Here is a 12449-nt window from a genome sequence, read left to right on the forward strand (position 1 = left end):
CGGCCAGCCGCATTTCCGGAGGTTTTTCCCGTGCCGCCGTGGCTTCAACTGATGCTGGATTCGCTTGTCCCCCTGCTGTGGGCCGCGCTCGTCTTCACCATTCCGCTCACCTTGCTCTCCTTCGTGCTCGGGCTGACGCTCGGCCTCGTCACGGCCATCGCGCGGCTGTTCGGGCCGCGCCCGCTCGTCGCCGTCGCCCGCTTCTATGTCTGGGTGATCCGCGGCACGCCGCTTCTCGTGCAGCTCTTCGTCATCTTCTACGGCCTGCCGAGCGTCGGTATCCTGCTCGATGCCTTCCCGGCCGCCCTCATCGGCTTCACGCTGAATGTCGGGGCCTATACGTCGGAGATCATCCGCGCCGTCATCGCCTCCGTGCCGCGCGGCCAGTGGGAAGCGGCCTATTCGATCGGCATGAGCTGGTCGCAGGCCATGCGCCGCACCATCCTGCCGCAGGCGACGCGCGTCGCCGTGCCGCCGCTGTCGAACACCTTCATCTCGCTGGTGAAGGACACCTCGCTCGCCGCCGCCGTCACCGTGCCGGAACTCTTCCAGACGGCGCAGCGCATCGTCGCCACGACCTACGAGCCACTGATCCTCTACATCGAGGCGGCGCTGATCTATCTCGCGCTCAGTTCCGTGCTGTCGGCCCTGCAGGTTCGGCTGGAAAGGCGCTTCGCCCGCTATGGCGGCTTCCTGGAGGCCCGTACATGATCGAACTCAGCCACATCGAAAAACGCTTCGGCGACAACCATGTGCTGCGCGACATCAGCCTCGTCCTGCCGGAGGGCACGGTGACGGCGCTGGTGGGCCCTTCGGGCGGCGGCAAGAGCACGCTGCTGCGATGCATCAACCTGCTCGAGACGCCGACCTCGGGCTCCATCAAGCTCGGCAGCGAGACGATCGATTTCGCCCCCGGCCGAAAGGTGGGCTGGGACGCCGTGCAGAAACTACGTCGCCAGACCGGCATGGTCTTCCAGAACTTCCAGCTCTTCCCGCACCAGACCGCCATCGCCAACGTGATGGAAGGCCTCGTCACGGTCCTGAAATGGCCGGCCGACAAGGCGCGCGCCCGCGCGATGGAACTGCTCGAGAAGGTCGGCATGGCACACAAGGCCGATGCCTGGCCGGCGACCTTGTCGGGCGGCCAGCAGCAGCGCGTCGCCATCGCCCGCGCGCTCGCCCCTTCGCCGCGCGTCCTGCTCTGCGACGAGCCGACCTCCGCGCTCGACCCCGAGCTTGCGGAAGAGGTGGTCGAAGTGCTGAGCCGGCTTGCGCGCGAGGGCACGACGATGGTCATGGCGACGCACGACCTGCGCCTCGCCTCGCGCGTTGCCGACACGGTCGTCTTCCTCGATGGCGGCGTCGTCGTCGAGGAGGGGCCGCCGCGCGCCATCTTCTCCACGCCGGAGCGCGAGCGCACGAAAAAGTTCATCGCCTCCCTCAGCGCGCCGCAAAGCTACGATATCTGAAGTGCACGCTACCTCACGTTACGGTAGCAAGGAAATCCGGTTCGCAGCAGTTGCATCGGACAGGCGATTCAAGCAGAGTGACGGAATATGCGTATCTCGCCATGCCCCGGCATGTCTTTCAGGGGAGAAAGTCTCATGATCAAGAAAACACCAAATCCGATCGACGTCTTCGTCGGTTCCCGCGTCCGCCTGCGCAGGCTGATGGTGGGCATGAGTCAGGAAGCGCTTGCCGACCGGCTCGGCGTCACCTTCCAGCAGGTGCAGAAGTACGAGAAAGGCACCAACCGCATCAGCGCCAGCCGCCTCCAGGCGATCTCCGACGTGTTCCGCGTTCCGCCGAGCTTCTTCTTCCAGGACGAAGATAGCGCCGTGCCGACCTCCGGCGTCATGCACGAGACGGGCGACGTCTCCACCTTCGTCTCCTCCAAGGAAGGCCTCGACCTCAACCGCGCCTTCCTGAAGATCGAGGATGCGGGCGTGCGCAAGTCGATCATCGCGCTGGCAACCGCACTTTCCAAGGCAAGCGCTACCACCGAGGCGGGCGAACGCGCGGACAACGCACCGGAACTGCGGATCTGACCCCACATGCCGGCGCGGCTGCAGACGCTCGGTCATCTGCGCCTGCTCGATGAGGGCGGTAACGATATCGTCTTTCCCGAAAAGGCGCTTCTGATCCTTTGTTATCTCCTGGCGCGCGGCGTGAGCAGCATGCCGCGGGCGGATGCCGCAAATCTCTTCTGGGATGATGCCAACAGCGCCGCCGCCTTCGCCAACCTGCGGCAGACCGTTTCACGGACCCAGAAACGCCAGCGGGAACTGGACCGGACCTATCTCACCTTCACGGACACCACGATCGCGCTCGGGCCGGAAGCCATCGAAAGCGATATCGACAAGGTGCGCGACGGTACGGGGCTTTCCGTGCTCGCCGGCCTCCTGACCGACGATTTCCTCAAATATGTCAGGCCCGGCAACCAGGCGCTTTCAAGCTGGATCGTACTGCAGCGGGCCGCGCACATGGCCCTTCTGCGCAGTGCCCTGCTCGACGGGGACGCGCCGGACGGCGCCGGTACGCGCCAGGCCCGCGCCGCCGCCGCGCTGCGCCTGCTCGAAAGCAATCCGGACGACGAGGAGGTGCGTGCCGTGCTGACGGGCCGGACGGCGGTGCCCGCCAGTCTCATGACCCTCCAGCCGCCCGCCCGCGTGCTGACGCCGCAGGAGGCGGACATAGCGCTCCCCCGGCAGAACCCGCCGCGTGTCGTGTTGCTGCCGCCGGTCACCACGCTCGCCGCCCGTACAGCCGCCCGCTTCAGCGAAGCGCTGATCGAGGACGTGACGATCGGGCTCTGTGCGTTGCGCTCCATTTCGATCATCGCCCCGCACACCGCGGCGCAAATCTCGCTCCAGGCCGATAGGGCCGACACCTACGAGCGCCACAAGATCAGCTACATCCTGGAAACGCGGCTGCGCGACGAGGGCGACCATCACACGCTCTTCGCCCAGCTCATCTTCTTCGGCAGCGACGAGGTGATCTGGGCCGAGCGCTTCCCGCTCTCCGCCGAGGGCCTTGCCCGCTCGCGACAGATGATTTCGCACCAGATCGCCGGGGCGATCGCCACCGAGATCGAGCGCAACGAACTGGTGCGCGGCGACTACGAGCGTGACGCGGCCGCCTATCGCAGTTTCCTTGTCGGCCAGGTCCAGCTGAAGAACCTCGACCTGCGAGACATCCGCCGCGCCCGCAAGAGCTTTCGCGAGGCCCTGCAGGCCAATGGCGCCTTCGCCCCGGCGATCGGGGGCCTTGCCCGCAGCTACTTCCTCGAATGGCTGGTGACGGCGCGCGGCGACGAGGACCTGCTGCGCCAGGCCGAGCGCCACGCCGAAGAGACCATCCGCGCCGACGACCGCCTGCCCTCCGGCTACCGCGAGCTCGGCGTCGTCAAGCTCTATGCACGCCAGTTCGACGAGAGCGTCGCGTATCTCAACCGCGCCGAGGCACTCAGCCCGCACTACGCCAATGTCATCGCGAGTTATGCCGATACGCTGGTGCAGGCCTCCCGGCCGGATGTCGGTCTCAAGAAGATCGAGCAGGCGATCGACCTCAATCCGCTGCCGCCCGACGAATACTTCTGGACCGCCGCCGGCGCCAGCTATTCGCTCGGCCTCTACCAGCAGGCACTCGACTATATCGCCCGCATGAAGGACCGCACTCCGGCCGACCGCCTCGCCGCGGCAAGCTGGAGCATGCTCGGCGACATGAAGAAGGCGCGGCAATTCATCCGCCGCACCTATGACGTCCACCCGAATTTCGATCTCGACTCCTGGATGGCGATCGTGCCCTTCAAGGAAGAGTGGCAGCGCAGGCACTATTACGACGGATTGAAGAAAGCCGGCTTCTAGCGACCGGCACAAAGAGAGAGGAAGTGGACATGGCAAGACTGGTTGTTCTGGGCATTCAGGGGGACGACGGCCTCTGGGTCGCCGATCTCGATGCCGGCACGGTGACGCAGATCGCCGCCCCCACGACGGGGGCGCTGAAGGCCGCCGATGATCTGCGCAAGGCCGGCGCATCGGTGATCAAGGGTGTCAACCTCGCCGCGCTCGCAACTTCGGCAGATGCCGTGTCCGGCGGCTTCATGGATGCGTCCGGCGGTTTCATGGACCCCTCCGGCGGCTTCATGGACAAGTGAGCCTCGGCCCGGCTCACAGCGTGACCGCCTATTCGGACCGCATCTGCAGTCCCGATGAGACGTGGAGCCGGATCGAGGCCTTGCTGCCCCGGTTCGGCATCACGCGGCTGTCCCGCCTGACCGGGCTCGACAACGTCGGCATCCCGGTCTGGAACGCCGTCAGCCCCAATGCCCGTTCGATCGTCATCAACCAGGGCAAGGGCATCACCGATATCGACGCGAAGGTCTCCGCTGCCATGGAGGCGCTGGAGCGCTCGATTGCCGGTGAGCCCCTTGTGCCGGCGCGGCGGGCCGCACGGCACGATTTCGCGGCGGCCGGCGAAGCCTGCCTGCCGCTCGACATCTTCGTTGCGAGCGGACAGGCCTTCCTTGCCGAAGACGAGCCCTTCGACTGGCTCGCCGGGCGCAACATCGTGACGGGAGAGACCATCTGGGTTCCGCGCGAAGCCGTCTGCCTCGACAGGACCGATGCGGCACCACGCTTCTGGCAATCCTCCGACGGCCTTGCCTCCGGCAATTCGGAGAGCGAGGCGATCCTGCACGGCCTCCTGGAACGCATCGAGCGCGACGCCGACCGACTGTGGCGCCTGCTGCCACGCGAGAAGCGCCAGGCGACCGCCGTCGATCCCGCCGGCTTCGCCGATCCGCTCATAGAGGCGCTGGCCGGCCGTTTCCGTACGGCCGGGCTCGATCTGCGCCTCTTCGACATCACCAGCGACCTTGCCATCCCCACCTACGCCGCCGTGCTCGGCGATGCCGGCCTTGCCGCAAGGAAGCGGCCGCTCTTCCACGATGCGACCATCGGCTACGGCACCCATCCTGTGGCCGCGCGCGCCGTGATCCGCGCGCTCACCGAAGTCGCGCAATCGCGCCTCACCTATATCAGCGGCGCGCGCGACGATCTCTTCGCCGAGACCTTCACCCGGCCGCTGGCGCCGGAAACCCTCGCCCTCTTCGAGGCTTGGCCGGGCGCGGCGAAAACCTATCCCGCACCCGTGGGCGACGCTGCCGCGCTGCTCTCCCATTGCGTGGAACGGCTCGGCGCATCCGGCATCACGCCCATCGTCGCCGTGCCGCTCGGGGATGCCTCGCTGCCGGTTCGCGTCGTCAAGATGGTCGTGCCGGCGCTTGAAAACCCGGAAGGCGCACGCCGGCATGCCGTCGGCCCCCGCGCCCTCTCCCGCATGCTGTTCGGAACCACATGAAGATCCTCTTTGCCGGCCCGAGCCTGCCCGATGCCGCCGCTCTTTCTGGCGACGCCGTCGAGGTCCGCCCACCGGCGGCCCACGGCGACGTCTTGGCCGCCGTGCGCGCGGGCGCCACCGCCATCGGCGTCGTCGACGGCAATTTCGAGCATGTGGCACCCGTCTGGCACAAGGAAATCCTCCATGCGCTGGACCAAGGCGTCACCGTCCTCGGCGCCGCCAGCATGGGTGCGCTGCGCGCTGCCGAGTGCGATACGTTCGGCATGGTCGGTATCGGCCGCATCTATGAGGACTATGCCAGCGGCCGACGCATCGACGACGCCGATGTCGCCATGCTCCACGGTCCCGCCGAACTCGGCTATCCCGCCCTCTCGCTTCCACTCGTCAATGTCGAGGCGACGCTCGATCGGCTGGAGGCGGAAGAAACCCTTGAAAAGTATGACATATTAACACTTCGGACCGCTGCAAGGAGGCTCTTCTACAAGGAGCGGACCTGGTCCTCGGTCATAAAATCAGCCGGCGCGGCGGCAAACCGGAAGGGACTTCTGCAACTTCTCCACGCAGCCGCCGTGGACCAGAAGCGCGCGGATGCCCTCGCCCTGCTGCACCTCCTTACCGATTTTGATGCAAAAACCCCCGTAAAACGAGGAAACTGGACGTTTCGGGCGACATCCCTGTGGCGTTCCGTTGCCGATCAACCCATAGCCTGAGAAAACGTGCAGTTTCCCATTCCGCGTGTGTCACGCTGGAGTCACGCGCATAGCCCCGGAGTCACGCCTATACTTCGCCGCAGGGGCTGAAAGTGAGCGTTGCTCAGGGGGGCACAGGACATGAAAATCGAAAGCGTTGAAACAGAAGACCGAGGAGCGGAACTGATGGCGCTGGCGCGGCTCGTCGCGTTCGCACTGGAATCCGCCAAGTCGCTGGATGCCGAGATCGCCGAGTTCTGCCTGGACAAGGCGCTGCGCGCGGTGCTGGAACAGATCGACGAACCGTCGCGCATGACGCTGACATCGAGCGACATCATGCTGATGAACCGGTCGGCGCTCTGCTGACCGGGTGGATGGGCCGGCTTGCCGGCTGGAGGATAGCCGCCGTCCTCCTCCGCGGCGCTGATCGTGCGGACGGCCCGAACCTGCGGGCCGCCGCCGATCTTCCTAAAATTCTCCGATTGCGAAACGAAAACACACGGTTGCGCTGATCGCGGAACTCTGAAAGGTTCTCTTCTCGAAAAACGCCCCGAAAACGGGCCGAAGGACAGAGGGAGAACAGCATGCGGAAGTTTCTGGCGGGCGGCGTGGCCGCTCTCGTGCTCGTGACGGCGGGCATCGCCCAGGCGGAACCGGTGAAGATCGGCGTCATCACAACGCTGTCGGGCGGCGGCGCAGGCCTCGGTGTCGACATGCGCGACGCCTTCCAGCTGGCGATCAAGCAGTCCGGCAACAGCGAGATCGAGCTCGTCGTGGAAGACGACGCGCAGAAGCCGGAACTTGCCGTGCAGATCGCCGAGAAGATGATCCAGAGCGACAAGGTCGACCTGATGACGGGCATCATCTGGTCGAACCTCGCCATGGCCGTGGTGCCGAACGCGGTTGCGCAGGACGTCATCTATCTCTCGCCCAATGCCGGCCCCTCGGCGCTCGCCGGCGCGAACTGCCATCCGAACTATTTCAACGTCGCCTACCAGAACGACAACTTCCACGAGGCGATGGGCGAATACGACAACAAGGACTACAAGAAGACCTTCATCCTCGCCCCGAACTATCCGGCCGGCAAGGACGCGCTGACCGGCTTCAAGCGCTACTACAAGGGCGAGCTCGCCGGCGAGGTCTATACCCAGGTCGGCCAGACGGACTATGCCGCCGAGATCGCGGAAATCCGCGCGTCCGGTGCCGATTCCGTCTATTTCTTCCTGCCCGGCGGCATGGGCATCGCCTTCATGAAGCAATATGCCCAGTCGGGCGTCGCCATCCCCGTCACCGGCCCCGGCTTCTCCTTCAGCCAGGACGTGCTGCCGGCGATCGGCGATGCCGCGCTGGGCGTCAAGAATTCCGGCACCTGGGCGAAGGACCTCGACAACCCCGCCAACAAGGCCTTCGTCGAGGCCTTCCAGAAGGAATACAATCGCCTGCCGTCGATCTATGCCGCGCAGAGCTGGGACACCGCCAACCTCATCCTCTCGGCCATCGGCAAGGCGAGCGTGAAGGACAAGGACGCCTTCCGCGCCGCGCTGAAGGAGGCGGATTTCGCTTCCGTGCGCGGAAAATTCAAGTTCAACACGAACAACCATCCGATCCAGGACATCTACGTGACCGAGGTCGTGAAGGAAGGCGACGTCCTGACCAACAAGATCATCGCCACCGCCTTCACCGATCACGGCGACGCCTACGCCGACAAGTGCTCGATGTAATCCGCGACCGGACATCCGCCCCCGGGCGGATGTCCCCGCATGACCTTCCGGACCGGCCATCTTGTCCCTCGCCCTCCTGATCGAACAGTTTTTGAACGGGCTCCAGCTCGGCGTGATGCTGTTCCTCATTGCCGCCGGGCTGACGCTGATCTTCGGCGTGATGGGGCTGATCAACCTTGCCCATGGCTCGCTCTACATGGTCGGCGCCTTCGCCTGCGCGGCGGTCGCGGCCGCGACCGGCTCCTTCTGGCTCGGCCTCGTCGCAAGCCTTGCCGCGGCGGCGGCGGCCGGGGCACTGATGGAGGTCGCCATCATCCGCAGGCTCTATGCCCGCGACCATCTCGACCAGGTACTCGCCACCTTCGCGCTGATCCTCATCTTCTCCGAGGGTACGCGCTGGCTCTTCGGCTCCTTTCCGCTCTATCTCGCTATCCCACCCCTGCTGCAGGGCGCCGTGACGCTGCCCGGCGGCGGGCAATATCCGCTCTATCGCCTCGCCATCATCGGTGTCGGCGTCATCGTCGCCATCGGCCTTTACCTTTTGATCGGCCGCACCCGCCTCGGCATGCGCATCCGCGCCGGCGAATCCGACCGCGAGATGATCGCCGCGCTCGGCATCGACATCCGCTCGCTCTATACGATCGTCTTCGCCTTCGGGGCGGCGCTCGCCGGCCTTGCCGGCGCGCTGGTCGGCGCGCTGCAATCGGTGCAGGTCGGCATGGGCGAGCCGGCGCTGATCCTCGCCTTCGTCGTCATCGTGATCGGCGGCATCGGCTCGATCAAGGGTGCGCTGATCGGCGCGATCCTCGTCGGCCTCGTCGATACGATGGGCCGTTTCCTGCTGCCCAAGGCGCTCGCGCTGATGATGCCGGCCACGCAGGCCGGTCCCGTCGGCGCCGCGCTCGCCTCCATGCTCATCTATATCGTGATGGCGCTCATCCTCGCCTTCCGGCCGAGCGGCCTTTTCTCGGCGAGAACATGACCATGGGAGCCCGCGAAACGACGGTCAACGTCCTCCTCGCCCTCCTGCTGCCGGCCGTCGCGCTCACCGCGCTCTTCATCGGCGAGGCCTTCTACATCACGCTTGCCACCCGCATCGCGATCCTGGCGCTGGCGGCGGTCGGGCTCAACATCGCGCTCGGGCTCGGCGGCCTCGTCTCCTTCGGCCATGCCGCCTTCTTCGGCCTTGGCGGCTATGTGGCCGGCGTGCTGGCTACCCATGCCTTCAACATGGAGCCCGTCGCCTTCGGCCTGCCGGGCACGACCGCCATGCCGGCCATCTGGCTCGTCGCGATCCTCCTTTGCGGCCTCGTCGCGCTGCCGATCGGCCTCGTCAGCCTGCGCACGTCCGGCATCTACTTCATCATGATCACGCTCGCCTTCGCGCAGATGATCTATTATTTCGCGATCTCCTGGCCGGCCTATGGCGGAGAGGACGGCCTGTCGCTCTCCATGCGCAACGGCTTTCCCGGCCTCAACACGGCAAAGCCCTTCCCCTATTTCGTCGTGGTCTTCGTGCTGCTGCTCGCGGGCCTTCTCCTCTTCCACCGCCTGCGGGCCTCCCGCTTCGGCGCGGCGCTGGAGGCCGCGCGGCAGAACCCGGCAAGGCTCGCCGCCATCGGGATCTCGCCCTTCGCGATCCGTCTCGTCGCCTTCGTGCTCTCGGCCATGATCACCGGCCTTGCCGGCGCGCTGTTTGCCGATCTCAACCGCTTCGTCAGCCCTTCCATGCTCTCCTGGCACATGTCCGGCGAATTGATCGTGCTGATCATCCTCGGCGGTAAGAACCGCCTGTTCGGCCCGTTGGCCGGCGCGGCGCTGTACGTTCTCTTCGAATATGCGCTGGGTGGCCTGACGGAGCGCTGGCAGCTCTTCCTCGGCCTCGTCCTGCTCGCCGTCGTCTTCTTCGCGCGCGGTGGGCTGATCGGCCTTCTTGCCGGGAGGCCACGCCATGGTTGAACCGGTCCTCGACGTCAAAGACCTCGAAAAATCCTTCGGCGCGCTGAAGGCGACGAACGGCGCGAGCCTCGATCTCAGGTCCGGGGAGATCCACGCGCTGATCGGCCCGAACGGCGCGGGCAAGAGCACGCTGATCAACCAGATTTCCGGCGCGCTCGCGCCCGATGCCGGCAGCATCCGCTTCCTCGGCACAGACATCACCATGCTCGACACGGCGCGGCGCGCCCGCATGGGCCTTGCCCGCACCTTCCAGATATCCTCGCTCGCCCAGGAGTTTTCCGCGCTGCGCAACGTCATGCTCGCCGTGCAGGCGCGGCAGGGAACGAGCCTGCGCTTCTTCCGCCCCGTTGCGAGCGACGTCTCGCTCACCGAACCGGCAATGCGGATGCTGTCGCGCGTCGGCCTGGCCGACCGGGCGAACGTGCCCGCCGCGGCGCTGTCCCACGGCGAACGCCGACAGCTCGAGATCGCCGTTGCGCTTGCGATGGAGCCGAAAGCCTTCCTGCTCGACGAGCCGATGGCCGGCATGGGACCGGAAGGCTCGAAGACGCTGACCGGCTTTCTCGACGGGTTGCGCCAGGAAGCGCCGATCCTGCTGGTGGAACACGACATGGACGCCGTCTTCGCGCTTGCCGACCGCGTGTCCGTACTGGTCTACGGCCGCATCATCACGACCGGCAGCGTCAGCGAGATCCGCAACGACCCCGAGGTGCGCCGGGCCTATCTGGGAGATCGCGCGTGAGCCTGCTCGTGCTTGAGGAGATCGAAACCTTCTACGGCGCTTCACAAGCCCTGTTCGGCGTATCGCTGGCCGTGGGCGAGGGCGAGGTCGTGGCGCTGATGGGCCGCAACGGCATGGGCAAGACGACGACGATCCGCTCGATCCTCGGCCTGACGCCCGCCCGCGCCGGCCGCATCGCCTTCGGCGGCAAAACCGTGACTTCCCTCCTGCCGCATCGCATCGCCCGGCTCGGCATCGGCCTGGTGCCTGAGGGGCGCCGATGCTTCGCCAACCTGACGGTCGAGGAGAACCTCCTCGCCTCCGCCCGACGCGGCGCCTGGACACTGGCGAAGGTCGTCGATCTCTTTCCCCGGCTCGGCGAGCGGCTGGGCCAATATGCCGATACGCTGTCCGGCGGCGAGCAGCAGATGCTGGCGATCGGCCGTGCCCTGATGACCAATCCGAAGCTCCTCATCCTCGACGAGGCGACCGAGGGACTGGCGCCGGTGATCCGGCAGGATATCTGGGCGGCGATCCGGCGGCTGAAGGCCGGGGGCCAGTCGATCCTCGTCGTCGACAAGACGCTCTCGGAACTCTTGCCGCTCACCGATCGCTGCTGCGTGCTGGAAAAGGGCCGCACCGTGTTTTCCGGCCCGCCGCAGGCCTTTACCCGCGACCTGCAGGACCGCTATCTCGGCGTCTGAAAACGGAGGACGGCATGTTCGGCTACAGGATCACCGACTGGGACGACGCCTACGAGAACGGCGGCAACATTCCGGGCGGCACGCGCTGGCCCGCCGCCTGGGTGGAACCGGCGCAGCAGATGCGCACGGCGCTTGCCGCCGAAGGCCGGGCAAGACTCGACCTTGCCTATGGCGAGGGCGAGCGCAACCGCCTCGACCTCTTCCTGCCCGAGGGCGCGCCACGCGGCCTCGTCGTCTACGTGCACGGCGGCTTCTGGCTGCGGCTCGACAAAAGCTTCTGGTCGCACCTTGCCGCAGGCGCCCTCGCCCATGGCCACGCCGTCGCCATGCCCTCCTACACGCTCTGCCCGGCCATCCGCATCGGCGGCATCGTGCGGGAGATCGCAGCGGCGATCGAAACGGCGGCGGGACTGGTCGCCGGCGAGCTCCGCCTGATCGGCCATTCGGCGGGCGGCCAGCTCGTCAGCCGCATGGTGTCGGAGCCCTCGCCGCTTTCCGCCGAAACGCTCGCCCGCATCCGCCACGTCCTCTCGCTCTCCGGCCTGCACGACCTGCGCCCGCTCATGCATACCGCCATGAACGAACGGCTGCACATCGACGAGGCGGAGGCCATCGCCGAGAGCCCGGCCCTGCTGCGTCCTGTCGAGGGCACGCGGCTCACCTGCTGGGCAGGTGCCATGGAGCGGGCGGAGTTCCTGCGCCAGAACGCCCTGCTCACCAACATCTGGACCGGCCTCGGCGCCGCGACGTCGACCGTCGTCGAGCCGAACCGGCACCATTTCGACATCGTCGACGGCCTCGCCGATCCCGAACACCCCCTCACCAGAACCTTGCTGTCGCCCTGACCCGATGAGCACGCTTGCCGCCTATGGCGGCCTTTTCCTCGCCGCGCTCGTCGCCGCCACCATCCTGCCGGCCCAGTCGGAAGCGGTGCTCGGCGGCCTGCTGGCCACCGGAACCTATTCCCCCGTGCTGCTGATCCTCGTCGCCGGCACCGGCAATATCCTGGGGTCGGTCGTCAACTGGCTGCTTGGCCGCGGCGTCGAGCGGTTTCGCGGGTCACGATGGTTTCCGGTCAGCGACGGACACCTCGATCGGGCCGGGCGGTGGTATCGCAGATACGGCTGGTGGAGCCTGCTCTTCAGCTGGATGCCGGTCATCGGCGATCCGCTGACGGTGGCGGCCGGCATCATGCGCGAACCCTTCCTGCGCTTCCTGGTCGTCGTTTCCATCGCCAAGTTCGGCCGCTACATCGTGCTCGCCGCCCTCGTGCTGCACTGGCTCTGAAATTTTT

At 66.6% G+C, this 12449-nt stretch carries 15 protein-coding genes; all 15 read left to right on the forward strand.

Annotated features, from left to right (window positions below; all coding sequences use genetic code 11):
- Window positions 1–30 precede the first annotated feature (30 nt).
- The 15 genes from AABF56_RS15750 (at window position 31) to AABF56_RS15820 (ending at window position 12442) form a co-directional block, all read left to right on the forward strand.
- A complete protein-coding gene (locus AABF56_RS15750; protein ID WP_272806651.1) occupies window positions 31–711 on the forward strand; it encodes an amino acid ABC transporter permease in 681 nt (226 codons plus the stop codon).
- On the forward strand, window positions 708–1469 hold the full coding sequence (locus AABF56_RS15755) for an amino acid ABC transporter ATP-binding protein (RefSeq protein ID WP_272806652.1): 762 nt from the start codon (window positions 708–710) through the stop codon (window positions 1467–1469). Before AABF56_RS15750 ends, AABF56_RS15755 begins: the two co-directional genes overlap by 4 nt.
- Before the next feature lie 135 nt (window positions 1470–1604).
- The gene (locus AABF56_RS15760; protein WP_244768137.1) at window positions 1605–2048 is read left to right on the forward strand and encodes a helix-turn-helix domain-containing protein; all 444 of its coding nucleotides are present in this window, start codon (window positions 1605–1607) and stop codon (window positions 2046–2048) included.
- A 6-nt stretch (window positions 2049–2054) separates the two neighbouring features.
- Window positions 2055–3866 (forward strand): hypothetical protein, encoded by a 1812-nt coding sequence (locus AABF56_RS15765; protein WP_272806653.1) that lies wholly within the window; start codon window positions 2055–2057, stop codon window positions 3864–3866.
- A 29-nt stretch (window positions 3867–3895) separates the two neighbouring features.
- The gene (locus AABF56_RS15770) at window positions 3896–4156 is read left to right on the forward strand and encodes a hypothetical protein (protein ID WP_244768135.1); all 261 of its coding nucleotides are present in this window, start codon (window positions 3896–3898) and stop codon (window positions 4154–4156) included.
- A 20-nt stretch (window positions 4157–4176) separates the two neighbouring features.
- Window positions 4177–5361: a YcaO-like family protein gene (locus tag AABF56_RS15775; RefSeq protein WP_272806654.1), complete on the forward strand. Its 1185-nt coding sequence runs from the start codon at window positions 4177–4179 to the stop codon at window positions 5359–5361.
- Complete coding sequence (locus AABF56_RS15780) at window positions 5358–6071, forward strand: TfuA-like protein (RefSeq protein ID WP_272806655.1); 714 nt, start codon at window positions 5358–5360, stop codon at window positions 6069–6071. Before AABF56_RS15775 ends, AABF56_RS15780 begins: the two co-directional genes overlap by 4 nt.
- A 120-nt stretch (window positions 6072–6191) precedes the next feature.
- Window positions 6192–6416 carry a hypothetical protein gene (locus AABF56_RS15785; protein ID WP_244768132.1) on the forward strand — a complete coding sequence of 75 codons (225 nt, stop codon included), beginning with the start codon at window positions 6192–6194 and terminating at the stop codon, window positions 6414–6416.
- Window positions 6417–6634: 218 nt separating this feature from the next.
- Complete coding sequence (locus AABF56_RS15790) at window positions 6635–7771, forward strand: ABC transporter substrate-binding protein (protein WP_272806656.1); 1137 nt, start codon at window positions 6635–6637, stop codon at window positions 7769–7771.
- A gap of 61 nt (window positions 7772–7832) precedes the next feature.
- Entirely contained in the window at window positions 7833–8753 is a 921-nt protein-coding gene (locus tag AABF56_RS15795) for a branched-chain amino acid ABC transporter permease (protein WP_272806657.1), read from the forward strand.
- A gap of 2 nt (window positions 8754–8755) precedes the next feature.
- Window positions 8756–9730, forward strand: a complete 975-nt coding sequence (locus AABF56_RS15800) for a branched-chain amino acid ABC transporter permease (protein WP_272807519.1) — start codon at window positions 8756–8758, stop codon at window positions 9728–9730.
- On the forward strand, window positions 9723–10472 hold the full coding sequence (locus AABF56_RS15805; protein WP_272806658.1) for an ABC transporter ATP-binding protein: 750 nt from the start codon (window positions 9723–9725) through the stop codon (window positions 10470–10472). The genes AABF56_RS15800 and AABF56_RS15805 overlap by 8 nt, the downstream gene beginning before the upstream one ends.
- Complete coding sequence (locus AABF56_RS15810) at window positions 10469–11155, forward strand: ABC transporter ATP-binding protein (RefSeq protein ID WP_272806659.1); 687 nt, start codon at window positions 10469–10471, stop codon at window positions 11153–11155. The genes AABF56_RS15805 and AABF56_RS15810 overlap by 4 nt, the downstream gene beginning before the upstream one ends.
- A 14-nt stretch (window positions 11156–11169) precedes the next feature.
- Window positions 11170–12000, forward strand: coding sequence for an alpha/beta hydrolase (locus AABF56_RS15815; RefSeq protein WP_272806660.1), 831 nt, complete (start codon window positions 11170–11172; stop codon window positions 11998–12000).
- A 4-nt stretch (window positions 12001–12004) separates the two neighbouring features.
- Entirely contained in the window at window positions 12005–12442 is a 438-nt protein-coding gene (locus tag AABF56_RS15820) for a YqaA family protein (RefSeq protein WP_272806661.1), read from the forward strand.
- Window positions 12443–12449 lie beyond the last annotated feature (7 nt).

The organism is Shinella sp. WSC3-e (assembly GCF_945994535.1).
GTDB lineage: Bacteria > Pseudomonadota > Alphaproteobacteria > Rhizobiales > Rhizobiaceae > Shinella > Shinella yambaruensis.